The organism is Spirosoma flavum (assembly GCF_042686045.1).
GTDB lineage: Bacteria > Bacteroidota > Bacteroidia > Cytophagales > Spirosomataceae > Spirosoma > Spirosoma flavum.
On record NZ_JBHUOM010000001.1, the window covers coordinates 1,231,256 to 1,253,924 of the forward strand.

Annotated in this window: 21 protein-coding genes; 8 read left to right on the forward strand and 13 right to left on the reverse strand. The window is 45.7% G+C overall.

Annotated features, from left to right (window positions below; translation table 11 throughout):
* Positions 1-25: 25 nt before the first annotated feature.
* The 3 genes from ACFS25_RS05010 to ACFS25_RS05020 all read right to left on the reverse strand — a co-directional run bounded on the left by ACFS25_RS05010 (position 26) and on the right by ACFS25_RS05020 (position 2,174).
* Positions 26-1,198, reverse strand: a complete 1,173-nt coding sequence (locus ACFS25_RS05010) for a nucleotidyltransferase family protein (protein WP_381497311.1) — start codon at positions 1,196-1,198, stop codon at positions 26-28.
* Positions 1,199-1,474: 276 nt separating this feature from the next.
* A complete protein-coding gene (locus ACFS25_RS05015) occupies positions 1,475-1,915 on the reverse strand; it encodes a lasso peptide biosynthesis B2 protein (RefSeq protein ID WP_381497312.1) in 441 nt (146 codons plus the stop codon).
* A complete protein-coding gene (locus tag ACFS25_RS05020) occupies positions 1,887-2,174 on the reverse strand; it encodes a PqqD family peptide modification chaperone (protein ID WP_381497313.1) in 288 nt (95 codons plus the stop codon). Before ACFS25_RS05020 ends, ACFS25_RS05015 begins: the two co-directional genes overlap by 29 nt.
* Before the next feature lie 794 nt (positions 2,175-2,968).
* Between ACFS25_RS05020 and ACFS25_RS05025 the strand changes: the two genes are divergently transcribed.
* Entirely contained in the window at positions 2,969-3,271 is a 303-nt protein-coding gene (locus tag ACFS25_RS05025; RefSeq protein ID WP_381497314.1) for a hypothetical protein, read from the forward strand.
* A gap of 144 nt (positions 3,272-3,415) precedes the next feature.
* On the opposite strand, the gene ACFS25_RS05030 is transcribed toward ACFS25_RS05025, so the two are convergent.
* The 4 genes from ACFS25_RS05030 to ACFS25_RS05045 form a co-directional block, all read right to left on the reverse strand.
* Positions 3,416-3,733: a DUF3817 domain-containing protein gene (locus tag ACFS25_RS05030; RefSeq protein ID WP_381497315.1), complete on the reverse strand. Its 318-nt coding sequence runs from the start codon at positions 3,731-3,733 to the stop codon at positions 3,416-3,418.
* An 18-nt stretch (positions 3,734-3,751) separates the two neighbouring features.
* A complete protein-coding gene (locus ACFS25_RS05035) occupies positions 3,752-4,219 on the reverse strand; it encodes a hypothetical protein (RefSeq protein ID WP_381497316.1) in 468 nt (155 codons plus the stop codon).
* A 68-nt stretch (positions 4,220-4,287) separates the two neighbouring features.
* Positions 4,288-5,235, reverse strand: a complete 948-nt coding sequence (locus ACFS25_RS05040; protein WP_381497317.1) for a helix-turn-helix domain-containing protein — start codon at positions 5,233-5,235, stop codon at positions 4,288-4,290.
* Entirely contained in the window at positions 5,232-7,826 is a 2,595-nt protein-coding gene (locus tag ACFS25_RS05045) for a M1 family metallopeptidase (protein WP_381497318.1), read from the reverse strand. Before ACFS25_RS05045 ends, ACFS25_RS05040 begins: the two co-directional genes overlap by 4 nt.
* A gap of 55 nt (positions 7,827-7,881) precedes the next feature.
* On the opposite strand from ACFS25_RS05045, the gene ACFS25_RS05050 reads away from it, so the two are divergent.
* Complete coding sequence (locus tag ACFS25_RS05050; RefSeq protein ID WP_381497319.1) at positions 7,882-9,150, forward strand: asparagine synthetase B; 1,269 nt, start codon at positions 7,882-7,884, stop codon at positions 9,148-9,150.
* Between the two features lie 89 nt (positions 9,151-9,239).
* On the opposite strand, the gene ACFS25_RS05055 is transcribed toward ACFS25_RS05050, so the two are convergent.
* The 4 genes from ACFS25_RS05055 to dinB form a co-directional block, all read right to left on the reverse strand.
* Positions 9,240-10,172 (reverse strand): NADP-dependent oxidoreductase, encoded by a 933-nt coding sequence (locus tag ACFS25_RS05055; RefSeq protein WP_381497320.1) that lies wholly within the window; start codon positions 10,170-10,172, stop codon positions 9,240-9,242.
* Between the two features lie 63 nt (positions 10,173-10,235).
* Positions 10,236-10,850: a 2,3-bisphosphoglycerate-dependent phosphoglycerate mutase gene (locus ACFS25_RS05060; protein WP_381497321.1), complete on the reverse strand. Its 615-nt coding sequence runs from the start codon at positions 10,848-10,850 to the stop codon at positions 10,236-10,238.
* Positions 10,851-10,992: 142 nt separating this feature from the next.
* Complete coding sequence (locus tag ACFS25_RS05065) at positions 10,993-11,355, reverse strand: hypothetical protein (RefSeq protein WP_381497322.1); 363 nt, start codon at positions 11,353-11,355, stop codon at positions 10,993-10,995.
* Between the two features lie 592 nt (positions 11,356-11,947).
* Positions 11,948-13,027: a DNA polymerase IV gene (gene dinB, locus ACFS25_RS05070; RefSeq protein ID WP_381497323.1), complete on the reverse strand. Its 1,080-nt coding sequence runs from the start codon at positions 13,025-13,027 to the stop codon at positions 11,948-11,950.
* Between the two features lie 180 nt (positions 13,028-13,207).
* On the opposite strand from dinB, the gene ACFS25_RS05075 reads away from it, so the two are divergent.
* On the forward strand, positions 13,208-13,570 hold the full coding sequence (locus tag ACFS25_RS05075; protein ID WP_381497324.1) for a hypothetical protein: 363 nt from the start codon (positions 13,208-13,210) through the stop codon (positions 13,568-13,570).
* A gap of 169 nt (positions 13,571-13,739) precedes the next feature.
* Here ACFS25_RS05075 and ACFS25_RS05080 read toward each other — a convergent pair whose 3' ends face one another.
* Both ACFS25_RS05080 and ACFS25_RS05085 read right to left on the reverse strand, forming a co-directional pair.
* Complete coding sequence (locus ACFS25_RS05080) at positions 13,740-14,501, reverse strand: LytR/AlgR family response regulator transcription factor (protein WP_381497325.1); 762 nt, start codon at positions 14,499-14,501, stop codon at positions 13,740-13,742.
* Positions 14,498-15,565, reverse strand: a complete 1,068-nt coding sequence (locus ACFS25_RS05085; RefSeq protein ID WP_381497326.1) for a sensor histidine kinase — start codon at positions 15,563-15,565, stop codon at positions 14,498-14,500. The genes ACFS25_RS05080 and ACFS25_RS05085 overlap by 4 nt, the downstream gene beginning before the upstream one ends.
* 248 nt (positions 15,566-15,813) lie before the next feature.
* On the opposite strand from ACFS25_RS05085, the gene ACFS25_RS05090 reads away from it, so the two are divergent.
* The 5 genes from ACFS25_RS05090 to ACFS25_RS05110 all read left to right on the forward strand — a co-directional run bounded on the left by ACFS25_RS05090 (position 15,814) and on the right by ACFS25_RS05110 (position 22,607).
* Positions 15,814-18,444, forward strand: a complete 2,631-nt coding sequence (locus ACFS25_RS05090; RefSeq protein ID WP_381497327.1) for an outer membrane beta-barrel protein — start codon at positions 15,814-15,816, stop codon at positions 18,442-18,444.
* Between the two features lie 197 nt (positions 18,445-18,641).
* On the forward strand, positions 18,642-18,935 hold the full coding sequence (locus ACFS25_RS05095) for a Dabb family protein (RefSeq protein WP_381497328.1): 294 nt from the start codon (positions 18,642-18,644) through the stop codon (positions 18,933-18,935).
* Positions 18,936-19,051: 116 nt separating this feature from the next.
* Positions 19,052-20,164 (forward strand): hypothetical protein, encoded by a 1,113-nt coding sequence (locus ACFS25_RS05100; RefSeq protein WP_381497329.1) that lies wholly within the window; start codon positions 19,052-19,054, stop codon positions 20,162-20,164.
* A 34-nt stretch (positions 20,165-20,198) separates the two neighbouring features.
* Positions 20,199-21,269 carry an Ig-like domain-containing protein gene (locus tag ACFS25_RS05105; RefSeq protein ID WP_381497330.1) on the forward strand — a complete coding sequence of 357 codons (1,071 nt, stop codon included), beginning with the start codon at positions 20,199-20,201 and terminating at the stop codon, positions 21,267-21,269.
* Positions 21,270-21,752: 483 nt separating this feature from the next.
* The gene (locus tag ACFS25_RS05110) at positions 21,753-22,607 is read left to right on the forward strand and encodes a DUF2911 domain-containing protein (protein ID WP_381497331.1); all 855 of its coding nucleotides are present in this window, start codon (positions 21,753-21,755) and stop codon (positions 22,605-22,607) included.
* The last annotated feature ends 62 nt before the right edge of the window (positions 22,608-22,669 follow it).

The following is a 22,669-nucleotide window of genomic DNA, read 5'->3' on the forward strand; positions in this document are numbered from 1 at the left end:
TTATCTACCAAATTTAGGAAACATACTATCGATGAGTCGGCAGAAAGCGAAACAAGGATTGAATGGTACGTATCAATATGGTTATAAACCCTAATTCTTTTGGCAGGTAGATCAGGCGCTTGCCAACTCTGAACAGACTGTATCGAAACACGCGGCTACTAATAAATGTACTACAGATTTTTAGCTGCTTATTAAACTTCGTTTGAGCCTTTATAAAAAAGCTTAATTGTTTTAAAATAAGAGTACTGAATTCACTCGAATTATCGGCTTCCCAGTTTTTAGAATAGGCTTCCGCTAATGAATAAATTCTGGGCGACAACACTAATTCATGAATGAACTCTGGTAGTTGTATATTCCATACCTGATAACACCAATATAAACCTGCCAAGAAGACGTGCTCAAGGCCGTATAGACGTAATTCCTGCATTAGCCGGTCCCAATTGATGCCGCGGCTGTTCAAGAAAAAATACAAATCGTTCACATAGTAAATTTGCTGCCAGACGTTATTAACGCCATGATGTATTACTAATAAAACAACCTCCCGCTCAGTTGAAAAAGTGGGTTCTGAACGGACATAAGCTAGATCGAATAAAGCATAATGTCTATTGAAACCTAAAATTTGCCAATGTAGATCTATGTCGAAATAACTGTCGTTGAAAAAGGGCTTGAATAAGCTGACTTCAAATAAATCGGTAAGGATAACTTGCTCTCCCTGTTGCCAATGCAGACGCTGTTGCTGATTTAAATGATACTCTTTTGTTTGCAACAGATGGACAGTCTTAAAAACATCTTCTTTTCTAACTAATACATCAATATCGCCACTAATCCGCAGGCCACTATCTGGATAGCAATGTTCAGCCAAAAAGATGCCTTTGAGCGGCATATGGTCAATATTATTTTCCGTTAAAATAGCTGATACAACGTGGTACTGGTGCAACTTCAATAAATTATCGGTCGATGATATTCGGCAGTCCTGTTGCAGGGCAGCTAGAAATGATTCTGGAATAGTTGGTATTTGCAGAAACGTTTGGTACAAAAAAGGTTTGAGCCGATGTCGACCGGCTAACGCATAAAGTCGTTCCCAGTTTAGGGGATGCTGGCTTAAGAAATGAGTTAGCTGCGTTTTTTTTTCGGTTGACAGATTTGTCGAACAGGCCATCAATAGCAATGTTATTTCAGGTGACAGACCAACCTTCATTTATAATACACTGTTTAAACCGTTTGCAAACGTAATACTAGTGGTTGTTATACGGTCAATTTACACCTTAACAAATGGGCATTAAAGGAAAACCGGGACAATAATTTAGTGGGAATGACTGGAAATTATAAAGCAAGATGAGCATTTGTGGTCTGTAACAATGGTACTATTTCCCGCTACCGGCGTCGGATAAGTGGGATAGACGTTGTTTTTGGTAATTGGGGAGAAGAGAATTAGAGCTACTTGTTAGCCGTTAGGCAGTACGGAAATTCGTAATCAATTCCATTCTAAAATAGGCTCGAATCGTTGGGTTGTCTGTTCGCCCAAAATGATTCTGTTTTTATAAATGACCCAGGCATGTGCCGAAAAGTCCTGCGTCGTGCTTTTATTAACCCCAATACATACCCGAACATCCGGGTGATTTTTTAGCAGCCATTTTGCACTAAGTGCCTGCACCAAGCATGTAAATCCCAACGGAACATTGTTACTCACACTATTGATAGCCCAAACAATGGTGTTAAGGGTATTTACAGAAGGAGATTTTTTAGTGTAAGATAAATTTTTTGCCTCCTTAAAAAACTGATTGAAGGGAAAGACAAATAGCAGGAATTTGTAAATGGTAAGTACAAAAAATACCTTAACCAACAGCCATTTTTTGTTACGACTTACGACGGCAAATTTCGCTGTATTATGCGCTAGTTTCGATAAGTTTTTCACGTAAAAGATTATCTAAAAATAGCGTTAACTCTTCCTGACAAACGGCGGGTTCTACATCGAATTCATCAAGCAGGCATAGTTGGATTTCGTGAACCTGAATGACTTTTTTATTTTGTAACAGCGCCCAGATAAATCCGCCTACCTCATTCAATTCATAATAGTTTCCTGCTTCATAATTGAGTAATATTGTTTCATTGCCAAGAACAGAAGAGGATTGATTGGGAACTAACTGAATCTGTGTGTTGAGCGTAATTTCCATGAGAATGATAACTAAATCGGATGGAAGATAATGAAAAGAGCTTAATTCGCCAAGGTTACAGCGAATCAAGCTCTTTATGGTGCTTACTCAGAAGGGCTTAGCCAAACGTGCCAAATCCATTGCTGTAATCTGATACTGGTAAGATCGCTACTTACTTAATTAGCTGACGGTACACCAAATTTATTTCTTGGATTTTGTTGAGTTGAATTTCGCTGCGTTCTGGTGAGTTTGCGGGTAGCTGATCCCGGCCACAACGTGTGTCGGCTATCCAACCAGTCGCTGGTGAAGCAATTGATGTCAATATTGATGGCAGGACTTCGCAAAATAGGCTGACTGAACTACCGAATTTGTCTGATTATAATCTACGGATAGACATCTACGATAAAAGTAAGCACTTGTCTGATCGCACCTTCCTTTTTACTCAGTTCTGGGCAGAGTAATACATAAATACGCTGTATGGAAAGCCGGAACCAATACTATCTGAGTCAAGTGTGGGTGTCAATTTTGCCATGCAGGGCGCAACTCAACTAGTTGATTTTAATCGGGGAATTACGGAAAACAAGATTTTGCCTGATAAAACGCTCATCTCTGACTCTACCCGTTTCGCACCGCAAGAATAGTAATGGTAGATGGTCAAAATCGTATCCGAGTTGTAAACAACAAGCGACTTTATACTACTTCGGGATGGAAAACAGTTCGTATCGAAACCCTATATGAACGATACACAACACCGACTTGATTAAACTATCTGCCCACTAACGAGTTTATATAATAGCTACAAAAAAATAAACGGTATGGATAAGTTACAGAAGTTTGAATTGATGAATAAGATCGTTCGCGAATTGGAAGATTTACAAAATAGCCAGACTGCGCTGATCGAAAAAATAGGTAAGATCGAAGTAGACAACATGAATGGATTGAACGACTCATATCTGGAGAAGAATCTGGGTACGATGCACGGGAAAATTGCCGAGAACGTCGATGCAGTTACTGAAATCTTTGCTCACTTCGAAACGCAGCGTGATGATTACGCTGAAAAGAATAGCGCGGCTATCGCTGCTGCCGAAGCTGCTGCTGCTGCCGAGGCTGCTAACTAAACAAATAAAATTATTCCTTGTAATGCAAAAGCCGGACGAGTCGTCCGGCTTTTTACGTTATAAACTACCCGTTTAGAGCAACTCCTTATAGCTAAACCTAGCGGCTTTCATAATAAACTATGTTCGTTTTGAAAACCAGTTCGTTCATATCTGTTCGGGATTAGCTGGTAAGTGACGAAAGAATTTATGATCGGCGTAAAACGTGCCTCCCGGAACAATTGACGCTAGTAATGCCAGTGCAGTTTTACCCAATGGCCAGCCATATTCGGTTTTTCCCTGAATGACCGTCAATACATAGAGTATAAAAAGCAATCCGTGAATTGGACCAATAATTTGCACGGCTTCCGGGTGCCCGCCCAGCCGTTTTAACGGTACTGCAATGAATAGAAGAGCCAGATAGGAAACACCCTCGGCAAAACCTATAACGCGCAGTCGAATTTTGGGTGAATTGAAGAAATTCATTGTCAGTTAGGTAAGTAGTTAAAATGTACGGGACCAGGGTCGTGAAGCTAAAGGTGAGAATGGCCACGGTATGGCTATCAAAATTAATATAAGTCCAACCGTGAAATAAATAGCCGTCGTTTTAAATTTTTGTTGTGCATTGGTCTGGCGTTTGGCAAGGCTGGAGCCGACTGTTAGTATAATAACTGACGTGAACATGAGGCCAATGTGAATCAGGCTGAAAAAGCGAAATTCTGGCGATTGGCTGGAATCTGGCGAGAAATGCCAGTAGTAACTGACAATTGGACTTAAAAAATAAAGATAGAAGCCGAGCAACAACTGGGTGTGCACAATTGATGTTGCGGCAATGCGTAGTGTCTGATCAACAGAGCGATAGGAGCGAGGCCATAACCAACCCGAATAGCTGCTTCCGAGCGTAGCCAGCAAACTACCCAGCACGAGCCAACGAAATGCGTTATGAATTACTAAGAGAATCGGATAAACCATTAGACAATTAACAAAAGACTGCCGCAAAGGTCAGTTAATAATGTCATTGCAGAATAGACTTAAACCGGCTAAGATAGGTCGGAATCAATCATTCCGTTTGTAACTACGAACGGTTCGGCGCACCGGCTACGAAAATCAGTCGGACTTACCTGAGCGTATTTTCGAAATAGTTTACCAAAATTTGACTGATCGTCGAACCCCATTTCGTGGGCAACTTGTGCAATTGTCAGACTGGATTGAAATAGCAGGACTTTGGCTTCCAGAACAGCTCGTTCGTCAATCCACACAGAAGGTGATTTCCCCGTTCGGAATTTGATTATTTTATTGAGATGGTTTGGACTAACATTTAGTTGGTCAGCATAATGGCTAACCAATCGGTTAATCCGAACCTGGGTCGGGAGTAGGTCCATAAATCGTTGCACGAGCCGGTCACCAGCGTTTGTTTTTGTAGCCATTGTCCCGATATAAGCCCGACTGATTTCGACTAGTAAGGCCACTAAGTAAGGACGGATAAGATCAGTTTTTGCTGAGCCGTTTTCGTTGTATTCGCCTGTCAGCCGGTCGAAAATATTCGTTATATAGGTCGTTTGCGATGTTGACAGCGAAACAAGTGGGTTGCCTGTCAGTTTCAGGAAATCAAAGTCAGTATCGCTGACCGAATTAAGTAGTAACTCCTGACTGAAAAAACACATAAATCCTACTGAATCTTCCCGAATCGCTTGTATCGCGAAGATTTGCAAGGCCGGAACAATGACCAGTTTCTGAGTTTCTACTGTATACGCCTGATGACCAATCGTTATGTCAACTTGCCCTGCCGTAACAAGAATAAGGACATGATTGCTTGTTCGGGAAGGTGGGAGTGGAAGCTTGATAACGGGCCAACTATATTCAAGAGGGGCGACAATAAACTGGTTAAAGTTAGCCTTAAACCGTTCTGCCCACGACTCGTTTTTTACGATAAACCGCTCGGTGGCCATCTCAGGGGTAGTAGCGGGAAATGAATTGCCGTTCATCATGGCCGATATACCAATTTACTAGCCCGGAAAGTCCCATCGGCGGCTTGCAAAAGTTTGGCTCGTAAACGGGCATTATAGTCAGGTCGGTCGGCCAGGAATTTGCGTACTAACTGAGCCGTTTCGGGCGTCTGGTAACTCGATAATATCGAACGAAGCCACGATTCAGGAAAGAAAATATCGCCCGTCCGCTGAATCTCTTCCAACAAATCTAAGCTCTTGGGTAAGTACTTTGCTGAAGTCTCCATTCTGAGCGGATGGTGTAGATAACCCAGCGCGGCTGTTACCCAGGCTTCATGTTCACGATTGGTTTCGCTGGCCATTGATGCAAAAAACGCATCACGCTCCGCTCCGTTTGACGAAAGGGCGGGCATCATAAATTCTAGGCGCTTTCGTCGGTCCGGGTTTTTAATTCGAGTTAATTGTTTAGTCAAGATTCCTTCGACTGGATAGTCTCGAATGGCCAAAGCGAGGGCTAGTGAAGTGTAATCGTCTTCGGTGAGCGTAACACCTGCTGGCGCTTTCTGGTCATTCCAGATTGCATAAAGCCGGTCGCGGGCCTCGGTGCTGAGGGCTATGTTCTGGTATAATCTGAACAACAGTTTCTTCTTACCGGCGGCCGTTTCCTGCTCCATTGCCCGCCAAGTCTCTTGCTCTACTGAAGCGACAAGCACTGTTCGAGCTTCGGGCTTGGTTAGCGTCCAGATAATGTCTGACAACTGGCTTGTTAGCAAACGAAGGTTCAGTTCTTCGGGCTCATGGCTCAATAAATTCTGGTAAGTCGTCGCTAATTGAGCAGGAGTTACTGCTTGTCCTGAGAGCATGTTTTCGTATAGATTGATATACGCTGAGGCCCGCGTCACCGGATTTTTCAAGGTAGCCAAAGCTGAAATCATAGCGGTATCAACCGGGAAAATACCGTACCCCTGGCCCGATGCGTTGAACACGACAAACGATGGCGCAGGTTTGCCAACAGCTTCGGTCAGCATAATCTGTGGCTGGTTCATGTTTACCATCACCTCATCAACATGATCGGGGTAGACCAGAGCTAGTTCAAAACTCTGCGGCCACAACCGGCTAGAGCCGTCTTCAGCCGTTTGCGAAATAACGAAGCGGCTGATTTTCCCCGCCTGTTTGTCGAGCTGATACGTGAATTTAGGTCGGCCCGTTTCGTTGACCCAAACGCGATTCCAGGTTTGCAGATCAGCAGGGGTGTGCGTGTCTAAAATGCTAATCAAATCGGTCCAGCTAGCATTGTCAGATGCATATTTTTTGAGATATTCCCGCAACCCATCGCGGAGGGCAGTTTTGCCCATCAGTTGCTCCAGTTGTCGCATCATGATGGGAGCCTTGTGATAAATAATGCCTCCGTAGAGCGAACCGGCTTCCTGCAAATTGACCAGCGGTTGCCCAATTGGGTTGGCTCCCTCCGTGCGATCAACGCCATAAGCTGCTGGGAAATGATCGACCACAAATTGAAGGTTATAATTGGCGTCGGGTGAGGAGACTTCCATAATCTTGTCAGCCATGAAATTGGCAAACACTTCCTTTAGCCAGACATCATCGAACCAGCGCATGGTCACTAAATCGCCAAACCACATGTGCGCCGTTTCGTGGGCAATTACGTGGGCGCGGGATAGCCGCTGATCGCGCGTGGCCCCATTATCCAGGAACAAAGCCGATGAGCGGTAATCAATAGCGCCCGTATGTTCCATGCCACCGTATTGGAAATCGGGTACGGCCACGAAATCGAACTTTTGAAATGGGTACGGAATCTGGGTGAAATCTTCCAGAAAACGCAGCGCATCGGCATGAAGTGAAAAGAGTAAATCAGTGCTTAGTCGCAGCTTGGTCGAGTCGGTTTCGCGGTGGAGCAACGTCATCGGTCGGCCATTCGGTGTGCGTGTTACGGGCGTGAATTTTCCGGCTACGAAGGAGAACAAATAAGTAGGAATGCGATCTGATGCTAGGAAATTCACCGTTTTGCGACCACCTGTAACGGATGAGTCTTTCATGGGTGCATTAGTCATTGCCTGCCAACCAGCCGGAATTGTCAGTGAGACTTGAAATGTGGCTTTCAGATCGGGTTGATCGAAGCAGGGAAAAACCGTGCGGGCGCGGTCGGGAACGAGCAATGTGTACAGGTATTCATCGTTACGATTAAGAGACAAATTTCCCGCTATAAACTGGATGGAAACAGTGTTGGTACCCGGCTTCAAAAACGCAGCAGGAATCAGCAAATGTTCCTGCTTGAACACTACTGGAATAGTAGTTTCGTTGACTGAAACATTCTGGATATGAGCGCGTTCTTCCTTAAAGTCGAGTTGGAGAGAATCGTTAATTTTCTGCCAGGTAAAGGTAATTGTCTCAGTGGCTGGAATAGGTTGGTTTTTCTGCGCTGGAATGTCGAACTTTAGAGAATAGGCCAGTTGGCTAATTATCTGCTTTCTGGCTTTGGCCAATGTCTGCGATACGCCGGTTTCGACCATGAGTAGATTGGCTGGTAAGGAATGGCGGCTACAGGCTATAGCCAATGAAAGACAAACGAGTGGCGTGATACCGTAACGAATAATTTTTGGAAAATTCCAGACCATAAGATGATTGGTTCGGTAATGGGTTAGTAACGTTGGGTCAAAAATAAGGTACTCTATGAAACAGCACCTATCTTTTCTGTTATTGTTGGCAATTATCAGTCAGGCCGTTCCAGGTTGGGCTAATTCGATCCTGATTCCGATGGACGACAAGCAGGCGAATCACCTCAAGGCTTATGGTATCGCCTATAAAGTGCTCAAAGAAGATCAGGACGTTGATTGGTTACTGAACTATCGGGGAGGCAGCTTTATGGTCAAACAGACAGTTGCCATCGAAACGGAATGTCGCGTGCGGGGCGTCTCCTTTGAGACCATTTCCGATGCCAAAGCCGCATCCATCCGGCAGCAACTAGCCGATCCTGACCTGAACATGAACGTGGTGACGCTTCAGAAAGCGGCCAAAATTATTGTGTACTCGCCTATTAAGGTTAGTCCGGCCGAGTTCGAAAATACCGACGCTGTGCTGCTGGTGCTGACATACGCAGAAATTCCCTACGAGGTTGTCTATGATGAGGAAGTACTAAAAGGCGACCTGCCTAAATACGACTGGCTGCACCTGCACCATGAAGATTTTACCGGGCAGTTCGGGCGCAATATCCACCGGCAGTCCCTCACCGATATTAAAGCGCAGGAAGATATCGCACGCAAGTACGGCTATTCAAAAGTGTCGCAGATGAAACTCGCCGTTGCCAAGTCAATCAAGGCATTCTGCGCGGGTGGTGGGTACTTGTTCGCCATGTGTTCGGCAGCCGAAACGCTTGATATTGCCCTGGCCGCAGAAGGCGTTGATATTGTGGGCAGTAGTTATGACGGCGACGATATGGACCCCAATGCTCAGGCGAAACTTGATTTCACCAAAACGTTTGCGTTTACCAACTTTACGCTCGAAGGCGATAATGGATACCGGGGCTTCTCTACGTTTTCTGATATTAATTCGGCCGGGGGGCGCGGGTTTGACCAGCCGGGAGGATTTTTTGAGTTGTTCAATTTCTCGGCTAAGTGGGACCTGATTCCGTCCATGCTCACCCAGAATCATGAATCCATTATCAAAGAGTTCTTCGGCCAGACAACTGCCTTTCGAAAAACAGCCGTCAAACCGAGTACCTTAGTTATGGGGGAAAGCAAAACCTCCGACCGTTACATCTACGGTGAATCGGGCAAAGGCCAATGGACATTCTACGGCGGTCATGACCCAGAAGGCATACGGGGTGGTGGCGGTTTTCGCAACCCTACCGACCTGAATCTGCACCCACATTCACCGGGTTACAGGCTGATTCTAAACAATGTTTTGTTCCCGTCGGCCCGGAAGAAGAAACGTAAGACGTGAGCTAGGTGTATTTACAAAAAGTGGTCTATCATCGTCATATCTCCAGGATATGACGATGATAGACCACTTTTTGATGTAAAATCTATTGATTAGAATGTCAGGACAATCTTCCCCGTAGTCCGGCGACTTTCTAATTTTAGATGTGCATCGGCAATCTGATCGGCGGGCAGTACCTCACTCACCGTAATTTTTAGTTTGCCCTCATCGATAAACTTATTGATGGTTCGCAGGTCGTCGCCACTGGTGTGTACCAGAATTCGCTCGGCGTGAATGTCGGGTCGAACGGCCAGCACTTTATCCATTGCCCCATAGGCAATGGAGATCAACCGTCCATTTGGTTTGAGAACTTTAGCTGACGAAAAAATTGTATCGATTCCCGCCGTGTCAAAAACAAGGTCAATATCACTCACCAACTCCTCGACACTGTTTTGGGTGTAATCAACAAATTCGTCGGCTCCCAGCGACCGGACAAAGGCTTCATTTTTGCCCGAAGCAGTACCAATCACATAGGCACCAAGCGCCTTCGCTAATTGAACTCCAAGGTGACCTACCCCGCCTGATGCCGCCTGAACAAGCACCTTTTGGCCCGCTTCCAGGTGACCATGCTCAGTCAGCGACTGCCAAGCCGTCAACACGGCCAGCGGAGCGGCTGCGGCTTCTTCAAACGATAGGGTGGCTGGTTTTAGAGCCAGATTTGCGGCTGGTGCAGCTACATACTCCGCATAGGCATTGCCGGGATTGGGAAAGTTGACCATGCCGTAAACAGCATCGCCTAATTTAAAATCTGTTATATCGCGACCTACCTCAACCACTTCACCAGCCATGTCCCAGCCAAGAACAATAGGGTGAGAATAATTTTGAGAATAAGGGGCAGTGCCAGTGCGTGCCTTATAGTCGGCGGGGTTTACACCAAACGCCTTAACCTTCACCAGTACTTCATCGGGCTTGATGGCTGGTTGGGGTATATCCTGAATGGCAAAATTTTCTGCGCCACCCCAATCGCTTAACACAACGGCTTTCATTCGCTTACTGTTTGTTGTTTTTTATCTGATTATAAGTAGTTTGCAACGGCACGAATTTACAGGTTACGTCGGTAGTAATCGAAAGGTGCCCGTCGTGGAATCATAGTCGTACTGACGTGGAATACCAGTGGCTAATTCGATTTTTTCAATGTCCTCTGGGCTGATATGTTCCAACTCCATCAGTAACGCCCGCAGACTATTGCCGTGGGCGACTACCAGCGTTGCTTCCCCGGCTTGCAGATGTGGTAAAATAGCGGTTTTGAAATATGGGATTACCCGAGCCCGCGTATCGGCTAAACTCTCGCCATTAGGGGGTTGGTCAGTATAGCTGCGTCGCCACCGGAAAACCTGATCAGCGCCAAAGCGATCTTCTGCTTCATGCTTATTCATGCCCTGCAAATCGCCGTACATACGTTCGTTGAGGGCCGCATTCTGCTCAACGGGTAAATCTGCCTGGCCGATTTCGTCCAGAATAATAGCCATCGTTTCGATAGCCCGCTGTAGAACAGACGTAAAGCCAATGCTAAAGTTGGGTGGGTGGTTTGCCTTTAGCAGAACCCCGGCTTCACGGGCTTCGTGTCGGCCAAGATCAGTTAAAGGAGTGTTGGTCGAACCCGTAAAACGATTTTCGGAATTCCACTGCGATTGCCCATGTCGGACGATAACGAAAAGAGACATAAACTGGCGAAACTGACTATATGGTTTACTACCCACAAGTCATAGAAAGTGTTCAGAATTAAAGGCGTTTCTGTGCTTGCCAATACGGGTACGTACATGGCTACACGGCTCAGTTACGATTATAACAAACGAGATCGCTTGTTTAAGGCAAATTGATCACTTCGGCGACAATGTTAGTCTCAACAAGTACTTCTTTCGCAAAGGACCGGTGACCTCTGGGCGACATCAGAAAAAGTTTGCCACCCTTAACGGCTGCTAGCTGGCTCAGTAACTTTAGCTTGGACAGTAGATGACTTGCATCGGCAGCGTTGGTTTTTAAGATCACCTCGAAATACGATTCCTGATCAAATTGCTTTCCCGTTACGTCAGGAATGAACTGTTCGCTATCTTGCTGACGACCATAAGAAATGGGCGTTTGATAGCCTTCGGTATTGGCCCTGATGTCGTTATAACCACGTACTCGCACCCACTCAACTACTTTCGTGATATACGCTTCTTTGCTCATGAATAAGGTAATTTAATTGTCAGATAATTAGCGGCAATTCACCGGGGTTCGTCAACACGGTAATAAAAGCTTGTCGCTGGATAAATTTAATGAGTATGAACTTGTCAGGAATTTTTCACTTTCAATAATTCCCAAAGTAGGAATTAGTTTTGGGTCGAAACCGCTACGTCACAGATAAGTAGTCTCACTATCAGAGGGCAAGCCCATCAGCAGTAATCCTATCCCAGTGGCAGGAACGGGGGTTCAGTAAGTAAAAAAGGGTATGTGATGGACCACTTCATAGTCCAAACAGACGGCAAGGTACGAAAGTATCCTGAGACAGCCTGCCAGTTGAATGATAGACCATGTGGTCGATTGCTCAATTTAAGCTGTAGATTACAGGTTTGTGCTATGGGTTGGAGTCTCCGACATATTAATTTTTGAACTGCTTTTAGTCAATAAAGTCCCCTTTACCACTATCCTGGTAGTATGTTCAGACGGGTTGCGAGCTAGTTTTTCGACAATTTCTTATGATTTTGCGCCCAACCTGTTGGGAAAAATACTTTACGACCGCTATGTGCGAACGGAATTACAGCCTACCTCACTTTAGAAATTAGAATCCCAATTTTAATTGTCCTTCTGGCACCGCCGACACGCTCTGAAGGCTTGATAAAGAAACGCCCAGCAAACGAACTCCTTTCGGTAGGGGTAATAGGGAAGCCAGTAAATCGAGACTTACTTGGGTAAACAGCGATAGACCGCTTATGGAACTAAGCACAGTACGACTGCGGGTGATCTGTTGAAAGTCTGAATATTTTACCTTCAACGTGACCGTTCGGCCAAGCACCCCCGTTCGCTCACAATAGGACCACACACTAGCCAATAACGGATGCAATGCCTCGGTTAAGTCTGCAGGATCGAGTAAGTCCTGTTCAAACGTTGTTTCTGAACCAACCGATTTACGTTCTCGATTGGGTGTTACCGGTCGGTGATCAATAGCGCGGGCAATGGAGTAATAGTGATGCCCCACTTTACCGAAATGCCGGGTTAAAAACGCTTCATCCTGTTGCCGTAGATCTAATCCCGTGAAGATGCCTAACTGATTCATTTTCAAAGCGGTCACCCGACCAACACCGTGAAATTGACCTACCGCCAAGCCTTCTACAAAAAACGAGCCCTGATGCGGTTTGATAACAAATAAACCATCGGGCTTCAGGTAATCCGAGGCTAGTTTAGCCAGAAATTTGTTATAGGATACGCCTGCCGAAGCGGTCAGGGCTGTTTCTTGCCGAATCTGATCTTTAATCGCCTGCGCTGTCTGAGTGGCCGAGTCGTGTTCGGCCAGATTATCTGTTACATCCAGGTAGGCTTCATCTAAAGAGAGCGGCTCAAACAGGGGAGTATACTGAGCAAAAATGGTTCGTATCTGCTGAGAAACGGCTTTGTAAACGTCAAATCGAGGTTTAACAAAAATCAGGTCTGGACATTTGCGGATAGCGATGGAAGAGGCCATAGCTGAGCGTACGCCAAACTGCCGGGCTTCGTAGCTGGCGGCTGCTACTACACCACGCTGCCGGGAACCACCCACCGCCACGGGCTTACCATGAAGGTCAGGCGTGTCGCGCTGCTCGACTGATGCATAGAAGGCATCCATATCAACGTGAATAATTTTGCGATTATTTACTTGCTCCACCGCCTTCTAATTAGATCGTTAAAATACGCATTTGTATAATACAAATAAAATACAATAAATCACTTAGTTACTACTAAATAGGTCATATTTATCCATTTTACCTTAAATTATCTACCGTTTTTGTCAAACAAATGAAGTCGTGCGCTGTTTATAATATATATAAAACATAAGCTTGTCGTTATGAAAATCGCAGTAGAAAAAGGGCAGGATAAGACGTTATTGGCCGATGGCCAGCAAAATGTTACGATCACTCATATTGATGAAGGGTCGAGTGAATACAAAGGGATTCCGTTTTTTGCGGTCCGCTTTGAGAATGAAGAAGGTTATGTGTCGCACCGGTTTTACCAATCACCGGCGGGCATGCCTGCTATTGTAAGTTTGTTTGAGATGGCGGGTGTGACGGCTCAGGAAGGAAAAGACCTTGATACCAAACAACTTATAGGCAAGGAACTTACGATTGAGGTTGGTGAACGGTCGTATACGGATCCGGAAAGCCACAACGAGCGAACTCTCAAGCAGGCGATCAACTTTCTGGTTAGCTAAAAAAGAGTATCCCCATTTAGATTCTTAGTCTGGAGACAGAAAGGTCCTGGCAAACGTCAGGGCCTTTTTTATGAATTAACCTACTGTACATCGGGGTATTGATAGGTTGCCGGCATCAGCAGTTTGCCTTTGACCAAATACCGGATAGTAATAGACGAGATGACTACTTCTACAGCCATCGGCTAATAAACTCACCAAACACATCTTTGTATTGATCGCTAACGGGAATGGTTGTAACGCCGATCTGTACCGAATTGCGCGTGACGGCATTAATATTCTTCAGGGAAACGATATACGACCGGTGGACCCGCATAAATTGTCGGGAAGGTAACTTCTCTTCCAGTGCTTTCAAGCTCGTTAATGACAACAAAGGCTTAGTCGGGTCACTCTGGCGGTAGACTTTCACATAATCCTTCAGCCCCTCAATGTATAAAATATCATTGAACGCAACACGGACTAATTGATACTCTATTTTCAGAAATAAGTAGTCTTCAGTTGCCTCGACAGGAGCGGCTTGAGAGATGGCAACCGGTGTGGATTCAACCCGTTGCACCAACTCGAAATACTGACGAGCCTTACTAGCCGCCCGCAAAAACTCTTCGTAGTTGAACGGTTTTAGCAAATAATCCAGCGCATCTACCCGAAAGCCATCGAGGGCAAACTGATCGAAAGCCGTCGTGAAAATAATTCGGGTGGTGTGTGCACCTCTATTACTCCGTTCCAGAACACGGGCCAGTTCCAGACCGGTCAGATCCGGCATCTGGATATCTAAAAAAATAATATCTACCGGACCCGCCATTAAACCCTGCAAGGCTTCCACGGCACTGCTGTATCGACCCACCAATTGCAGGAAAGGCGTTTTTTCGATGAAAGCACCAACCAAGCCCAGAGCCAGTGGTTCATCGTCCACGGCGATGCAGGTAAGTATCATGTTAGGTCAAGAGTTAAATGAACCTGATACTCACCCGCTGGCGTGTGCTCATTAATTTGTAGTACATACCGATCCGGATAAAGTAGATCGAGCCGTCGACGGGTATTGGTCAGGCCAATGCCGTTGCCCACTTCGAGGGAGGGCGTTTTATCCATAAATAATGTATTCCGGACATCCAGCAATAACTGATTCTGTTGCTGCTGAATAGTAATGCGAATCTGACTCGGCTGCAACGCGCTGACGCCGTGTTTGAATGCATTCTCCACGAAGGGTAGAAGCAACATTGGCGCAATGGGCCGGTCATGCAGGGGGTCTGGTGAATCGAGCGTAACGGTTACTTTATCGGTTAGCCGGAGTTGCATAAGCTGGATATAGTCGCTTACAAACGCTAATTCTTTGCTGAGTAGCGTCGTGCCCGTCTGGGTTTCGTACAGCACGTAACGCATCATCCGCGAGAGCCGGTGCAGGGCTTCGCGCGCCGTCTCTACATCAAGCAACGTCAGCGCATAGATGTTGTTGAGCGTATTAAAGAAAAAGTGGGGGTTAATCTGAGCTTTAAGAAACGAGAGTTCTGAGGTTGTTTTAGCCTGTTCTAAAGCCAGTCGCAGGTTAGCATCATTCTGCCACTTTTGTAGTAATGCAAGGCTGGTGCTGATACCTAACACAAGTAAAATCGTAAATAAGGCTGGCTGAATCCACCCGTAAAGTTTAGGTTGACCACCCCCATCGGGGTGAAAGGCCCGATGCATTAGTATCGGTAGGTTAAACCAGTTTTCAATGCCCCAAAGGGTAAGAATAATAAAAATGATGATGCCCGTCAGAGCCAGCAGATAGCGGCCCGTCTGGTCAAGTAATAATAGCCGCGTTACTAGCAGTTGTGAATTTAGATAGAAGGTGCCCACCATCAAACAGAAAAAAATGCCCTGCCTGATCCAAAATACATCGGGTAGGTGGATTTCCATACTAAAGGACTGGGCGAAAAAAAGCAGGTAGCCCAGTAAGCCCCAGCCAAGTAAATGACTTAGGAGTGAAACGTATCGGCGGGAAAACAGGGTAGCAGCCATAACAAGTTGAATCACTACAAGTTTACGTCAAATTCTAATTTACTATGTAGTCAATCGCTGGTTACCCCGAATTTGCCGATAGTTAGGGCATTCTACTCGACAGACGGGTCAAGGTAAGCTACCCAGTCCCAAAAATTCATTCTATCGGCTAAAATCGGGTATCTGTCGATGTTTGTAACCCCGTGGTCTATTGCGTTTTTACGATTGCCCGAATCGGTGTTGTTTTGACCTATCAATCAGCACTGGTCATGATTAAAAAATTTCTATTTCTGCTACTAACACTTGGACTCTGGAGCGGTCTGACTCAAATTCGTACAACCTATGCTCAATTTGGTCCTCCAGGTGGTGGACCGGGCGGGCCTCCGGGTATGGGCGGGCAGGATGATCGTCGTAAAAAAACAGAATTTACGGGTACGGCTGAAGAAACACCAAAAGGAAATGGCAAGGTAACGGGACTTCTGGTGGATTCGACCTCCGGCAAACCCGTTGAGTTCGCGACCATTGCTCTGATGAATGTCAAAACCAACAAGCCCATTGACGGCACCACGTCGGATGCCAAAGGTAATTTTTCGCTGGCCAAACTAGCGCCGGGTGAGTATCGGCTTCAATACTCGTTTATCGGCTACAAAAACAAAGATTCCAAAGCATTCATAATCGAGAAAGGTACCGTTCTGGCTATGGGATCGGTGAAACTCCCAGCCGATGTTCGTACATTGGGCGAAGTGACCGTAACGGGTCAGGCCGCTCTGATTGAAGAAAAAGTGGACCGGCTTGTCTTCAACGCAGACAAGGATATGACGTCCAAAGGTGGCGATGCGAGCGACGTACTAAAGCGTGTGCCGATGCTGTCGGTTGATCTGGATGGCAACGTTAGCTTGCGGGGCAGCCAGAATATTCGGGTATTGATCAATAATAAACCCAGCACAATTGTGGCTGCCAGTGTAGCTGACGCGCTCAAGCAGATTCCCGCCGACATGATTAAATCTGTTGAGGTTATCACCAGTCCCTCGGCCAAGTACGACGCCGAAGGTGCCGCCGGGATTATCAACATCGTGACTAAAAAGAACACCCTGCATGGCCTGACCCTGAACGTAGATGCTGGCGTAGGTCTGCGCGCGTCGAACCTGGGGCTCAATGGTTCCTATCGGCAGGGTAAACTAGGGATCAGCCTGGGTGGTTTTGGGCGGGCCATGTACAACCGGGCATCGTCTACATTAGAGCAAACCACGCTGGTAGGCGGTCAGCCGATTCGAACCAGCCAGCAAGCTACTGCCTTCGATAAGCCTTTGTTTGGTCAATACACATTGGGTTTCGACTATGATCTTGCCAAAAATCAGTCGCTGACGGCCAACATCCGCTACGGTACCCGAAATTTTGTTCAGCAGCAGAGCCAGTTAACCAGCACCTTTTCGTACGACTCGCTGCTGAGCATGACCAACCGCGACGTAAACCGGAAAGACCTTTCCAACTCAGTTGATATGAATCTGGATTACGTTCGTACGTTCAAACCGCAGCAGGAATGGAGTATCTCAACGCAGTACAGCCGAACGGGTTTAGTGAATAATTTTTATGCGGATATACTGGGTCAAACGGGAGAATTAACCGCTCGTCAGCGGAACCTGAACAATAATACGAATCAGGAAATGACTTTACAGACCGATTACCAAACGCCCATTGGTACCAAGCAATTGCTGGAGTTTGGTGGTAAAGCCATTATGCGACAGGTAGATAGCCATTATCAGTATCAGGTTGGGGGTAGTACGGGTGAGCTAGTCTTCGACCCAACCAATCCATCCGGGTCGCTCATGTATAACCAGAATATAGGCGCCGGGTACATTTCTTACACCTACGTAACATCGAATAAGTACACCTTTAAGGTCGGTACCCGCTACGAGCATACAGGTATCTCGGCGAAGGCCAACGAAACGACAAAATTGGCTATCCCTAATTACGGAAACTTGGTGCCCAGCATTAACGTATCGAAAAGCCTGAAGGGTGGCAGCACACTCAAGGCCGCCTACAATCGCCGGATTCAGCGGCCAGGTTTACAACAGCTAAATCCGAATCCTAATGCAGCTAACCCACAGAATATCAGTGTAGGAAATCCTACGTTAAGCCCTGAACTAACGGATAATGTTGAGGTAAGTATGAGTTCAACAATTAAAAAAACTTACTTAAACGCAGCCATATTCGGACGGCTTACCAACAATGCCATTACGCAAATCCGGCTACCATCAGATTCGCTGACATCCGGGTTTCCGGCGGGTAGTATCATTACCACCTATCAGAATATTGGCGTGCAACGTACTGTTGGGGCAAACGTATTTTTTAACACGAACATCACAGCGAAATGGAGTGTTAATGGCGGGCTGGACGGTTACTATATGTACATGCAGGGCTTGACTCAGGGAACTGACGGTAAATCAGTTACAATCAGTAATTCGGGCGTAAGCATTGGTGGACGTCTGATGAGTCAATTGCAACTGGATAAGGGCTGGAGTGCTCAGGTGTTCAGCTTTTTTCGTGGGCCAAATCCCCAGTTGCAAGGGACGATGGGTAGTTTCTATATGTACTCGCTGGGGGTCAGAAAAGACCTGGCGAGCAAGCGGGGTAGTATAGGGCTGGCGGCTGAGAACTTCCTTGGTAACGGAATAACGATGCGTACCAATCTGAATTCGCCCCTGCTTTCGCAAGTCAACGTCAATCATCTTTACAACTCAAATGTGAAAGTGACGTTTACGTACCGCATTGGCAAAATGAGTTTTGAAGAAACCCGCCGGAAAGCACGCTCGGTGAGTAATGATGATGTAAAAGGTGAAGGTGGTGATGCAGGTGGTCAGCCACAAGCTGCGCCAGCGGCCAATCGACCAAAACCATAACGTCGGCTTAAGAAACCTTTAGTCTCTTTCGTCGTTGAATCAACCTCTACCCCCAGAAGGAGCTTTGCCCTCTTCTGGGGGTAGAGGTTGATTCAGTTTCATAAGTTTAAAATTTAGACGGTGTACGCCACTGGAAATAGTTTGTAGAATTTAACAGATGTGTACAAACACAATCTTTTAAATAGGAGACGGAATTTATGATACGACACACAGTTGCCTTTACGCTTAAGAATCAAAAAAAGTCTATGGAGGGGCTGGATTTTTTCACTGCCTTAAAGAAATTAGCGTCTATACCCGGTGTGCAAAAATTTGAATGTCTGAAGCAAATCAGCAGAAAGAATAAATTTGATTTTGGCCTATCAATGGAGTTCGATAACGCTACGCTTTATGAAGAATATACCAATCATCCAACGCACGTTTATTTTGTAGAAACGTATTGGTTAACGGAAGTGGACGATTTTTTAGAGATAGACTATGAACCGCTAACGTGATAGCCTTGTAAATTGCGAAAACCGGTATAAGATGATTTGGAACGTCCGCTAATCTCCTTACATTCACGTAGTAAACCAATTAACCGCGTGTTCATAAACAACTAACCTTTACAAACATGAAAAAAACATACTCCATGCTGGCCGTTGGCTTTGCTGGACTTTTATTGCTGGCCACAACCACTCGCTCAATCCATAACCAGTATGGGCTTGTGACCGGAACTCCCGATATCAAATCAATCAATTCCCTGACGTTTGGTCCGGATGGCGTGTTGTTCATTGGTGATGGACGAAGCGCGACGGTTTTCGCCATTGATACCAAAGATGCTGGACTGGTTGAAAAGCCCAACCAAATCGATATTAAAAATATTGATCAGAAGATTGCCACTCTTCTAGGGACCGAGGCAAAAAACATCACGATTCAGGATATTGCCGTCAATCCAAGATCGAAAAATGTGTATTGCGCTGTACAGAACAGCGATGGTACGCCTGTTTTGCTTAAGATAGAAGGGGATAAAATCTCCGCCGTATCGCTGAAAGAAATTCCGTTTTCAACGCTGGCACTGGCCAATGCCCCCGCCGAAGATGCCAAAGACAAACGCGGTGAATCTATGCGCATTGCCTCTATTTCTGACATGGGGTATGCCGATGGCAAAGTTCTGGTCAGTGGGTTATCGAATCAGGAATTTGGCTCTACGTTCCGTAGCATTCCATTTCCTTTTACAAACACTCAGGATCAGGCGTCTCTCGAAATTTACCACGCTGCGCATGGCAAGTACGAAACAATGGCTCCCATCAAGACCTTTACAACGACCGAAATAAAGGGTAGAAAATATCTTTTGGCCAGCTATACCTGCACTCCGCTAGTCTTATTTCCGCTGGACGAATTAAAGGCCGGAAGCCATGTAAAAGGAAGAACTGTTGCTGAAATGGGTAGTGGTAATTCGCCCCTGGATATTATCACGTTGAAAAAAGGCAATGAATCTTTTTTAATCATGGCCAATTCAAGCCGTCCTGTCTTTAAAGTTCGATACAAAAATTTAGAGGGCTACCAGGGCTCGCTGACTAAACCCGTAGAAGAAAACTTTGCTACTGCCGGTGTGGATTTTGTCTCTCTACCCTTGACAAACGTGGTTCAGCTTGATAAACTGGACGACACACGAATGATTTTATTGCAACGTCGATCAAATGGTAATCTTGATCTTTGGACCTCCAATGATCGGTTTTTATAAAAATAGGTCTTTACTATTAATCAGGTTATACGCCGTGTATAGCCTGATTTTTTTTGTTTCCTGGCCGCTGCTGGAATGCCAACAGCCGCAGGAAACCGGTATCAAAATTCGTTGGCATGGCAATCGTGCTACCGGGATTTCCATCCCCCAACAGTTCGTACGAGACGCTTCTGATGATTCGCTGGATCAACTTTTGGCGGTACGGCTCGCCAATAAAGAAACCGCCATCCTAGGCCATTATCGAGTGGCTAGCGACGAAGTTATTTTTGAGCCCCTGATCCCATTTACCCGTGGCCTGAACTACACCATATGGTTGAGAAGCAAACAGGTAAGCAAGGTTTCTATTCCCGATTTGGCCCCCGGCGACAAACCGTCCTTACTGGCTATTTATCCGTCTCAAGATTCGCTGCCTGATAATTTGCTGAAAATCTACCTGCATTTCTCACGGCCCATGCGGGAAGGGCAATCGCAGAAATACGTCTCCTTACTGAAAAACAATGCTGACACGCTACCCAGCGTATTTCTTGATCTCCAGCCAGAACTTTGGAACGCTGACCGAACTCTGCTGACTCTTTGGCTTGACCCCGGACGTATTAAGCGCGATCTGCAACCGAACAAATTACTGGGGTCTCCCTTACAAACCGGGCTTCACTATCAGCTAGTTGTTTCTGCCGCATGGCCCGATGAGCAGGGTGCCTCATTAGGTAAGGTAACAACAAAAACGTTCTTGGCTAGTCAGCGGGATAGCCTGTTACCAAATCCGTCTCTGTGGTCGATACACCAGCCACAATCGGGTAGTCTACAACACTTGGAAGTGGCTTTCGGCGAGGCCCTCGATTACAGTTTACTGACGGAAACTCTACATATTATCAATGAAGCTGGAAAACCTGTTTCGGGTAAATGGCAACCTGGCAATGAAGAAAAACAAGGCTGGTTCAAACCGGATGAGATTTGGAAAGCTGGTCGCTATCGGTTGCAAATTGAGAGCCGATTGGAAGATCTGGCGGGTAATAACCTCAACCGCCCTTTCGACCGGGATATAACGCGCAAGGATCTCACGGTGAAAACTCAACCGTACGTTACTCGTTTCTTTACAATACGTTAGGCATGTCTGATCATGACAGGCAGGATTTATCACTGCCAACACCAAATGTCCGTATGGCATCACGTGATTTTTCCATGAATAGTCCTCGCCTGCGTACCAGAAATCCATTTTTCGGTTAGCAGATGCGATGTGTTATCATGGTAGCTTAGTGAAATTGCTTCATTATTTGTCTTTACGACAACGTATTCATTGTAACTCAATTCGCAATCGTCAACAATCTTCCAGGCTCTTTTGTCCACCGCCTGATAGCCATTGTTTTTGAGGAGACGTTTTAAACGTTTTTGATTTGATTTTGCAGGTGTGCCGCCCTTGCTAACATAATATCCGTACCATATATCCTCAGGATTGCTCTGTTTCGGTCAACACAAAAGATTCATTGTTAACCCTTGGGTTTCATTTTCAAAGACATTTCTGGACCAACAATTCGTACCTTTGGGCACTTAATAACCAAATATATACCTATTGTTTCTGCTTCTCTTTACTATGAAGAATACAAAAAAACTGCCTGTTACGGTAGCCATTCTGCTTGCCTTATTTTCAGTTACTATCTCCCATGCGCAGCTTAAAGTGCCCGCTGCCAGTCCGTTACAAACGACGAAGCAAGATTTTGCTTTAGGTGATCTCACACTTGAATACTCCAGACCTGCTACTAAAGGTCGTGTGATTTTCGGCGATCTGGTTCCTTACGGCAAAGTGTGGCGTACTGGTGCTAATGCAACGACTAAAATTACATTCTCAACAGATGTTAAACTGGAAGGAAAAGACGTGAAGGCCGGTACATACGGACTCTTAACAATTCCCAACAAAAATACCTGGGATGTAATGTTATACAAAGACTTGACATTAGGCGCTAATGTGGGTGATTACAAAGTAGAAAACGAAGTGTTGAAGGTTCAGGTAAAGCCCACTACGTTGACCAATAAAGTAGAGACCTTTACTATCGATGTGGCCGACATACAACCAAGTTCGGCAACATTACAGATTATGTGGGACAAGACCCGCGTACCCGTTGCCATCACTGCCGATATTGACAAAACTGTCCTGAAGAATATCGAGGCTTCTTTAGCGTCTGATAAGCCCGCCTATTTTGAAGCCGCCAGTTATTATTATGACACCAATAAGGATTTGAAACAAGCTCTGAACTGGGTCGATAAAGCGGCTGAGCAAAACCCAAAGGCCTTCTGGATTATGTTGCTGAAAGCCAGAATTGAATTAAAAACTAAAGACAAGACTAGCGCAATTGCCAGTGCCCAGAAAACAGTTACGTTAGCGACGGAAGCGAAAAATGGAGATTATGTAAAAATGGCGCAAGACCTGATCGTGTCAGCTAAGAAATAACGATAGATATTAATATCAAAGTAAAGGGGCTGGTTCTAGTAAGAATTAGCCCCTTTACTTTG

Excerpts from the sequence above, each read along its gene's own strand:
- ACFS25_RS05010 (WP_381497311.1), bottom strand. The coding sequence starts at position 1,198 with ATGAAGGTTGGTCTGTCACCTGAAATAACATTGCTATTGATGGCCTGT.
- ACFS25_RS05020 (WP_381497313.1), bottom strand. The coding sequence starts at position 2,174 with ATGGAAATTACGCTCAACACACAGATTCAGTTAGTTCCCAATCAATCC.
- ACFS25_RS05025 (WP_381497314.1), top strand. The coding sequence starts at position 2,969 with ATGGATAAGTTACAGAAGTTTGAATTGATGAATAAGATCGTTCGCGAA.
- ACFS25_RS05030 (WP_381497315.1), bottom strand. The coding sequence starts at position 3,733 with ATGAATTTCTTCAATTCACCCAAAATTCGACTGCGCGTTATAGGTTTT.
- ACFS25_RS05035 (WP_381497316.1), bottom strand. The coding sequence starts at position 4,219 with ATGGTTTATCCGATTCTCTTAGTAATTCATAACGCATTTCGTTGGCTC.
- ACFS25_RS05040 (WP_381497317.1), bottom strand. The coding sequence starts at position 5,235 with ATGATGAACGGCAATTCATTTCCCGCTACTACCCCTGAGATGGCCACC.
- ACFS25_RS05045 (WP_381497318.1), bottom strand. The coding sequence starts at position 7,826 with ATGGTCTGGAATTTTCCAAAAATTATTCGTTACGGTATCACGCCACTC.
- ACFS25_RS05050 (WP_381497319.1), top strand. The coding sequence starts at position 7,882 with ATGAAACAGCACCTATCTTTTCTGTTATTGTTGGCAATTATCAGTCAG.
- ACFS25_RS05055 (WP_381497320.1), bottom strand. The coding sequence starts at position 10,172 with ATGAAAGCCGTTGTGTTAAGCGATTGGGGTGGCGCAGAAAATTTTGCC.
- ACFS25_RS05060 (WP_381497321.1), bottom strand. The coding sequence starts at position 10,850 with ATGTCTCTTTTCGTTATCGTCCGACATGGGCAATCGCAGTGGAATTCC.
- ACFS25_RS05065 (WP_381497322.1), bottom strand. The coding sequence starts at position 11,355 with ATGAGCAAAGAAGCGTATATCACGAAAGTAGTTGAGTGGGTGCGAGTA.
- ACFS25_RS05075 (WP_381497324.1), top strand. The coding sequence starts at position 13,208 with ATGAAAATCGCAGTAGAAAAAGGGCAGGATAAGACGTTATTGGCCGAT.
- ACFS25_RS05080 (WP_381497325.1), bottom strand. The coding sequence starts at position 14,501 with ATGATACTTACCTGCATCGCCGTGGACGATGAACCACTGGCTCTGGGC.
- ACFS25_RS05085 (WP_381497326.1), bottom strand. The coding sequence starts at position 15,565 with ATGGCTGCTACCCTGTTTTCCCGCCGATACGTTTCACTCCTAAGTCAT.
- ACFS25_RS05090 (WP_381497327.1), top strand. The coding sequence starts at position 15,814 with ATGATTAAAAAATTTCTATTTCTGCTACTAACACTTGGACTCTGGAGC.
- ACFS25_RS05095 (WP_381497328.1), top strand. The coding sequence starts at position 18,642 with ATGATACGACACACAGTTGCCTTTACGCTTAAGAATCAAAAAAAGTCT.
- ACFS25_RS05100 (WP_381497329.1), top strand. The coding sequence starts at position 19,052 with ATGAAAAAAACATACTCCATGCTGGCCGTTGGCTTTGCTGGACTTTTA.
- ACFS25_RS05110 (WP_381497331.1), top strand. The coding sequence starts at position 21,753 with ATGAAGAATACAAAAAAACTGCCTGTTACGGTAGCCATTCTGCTTGCC.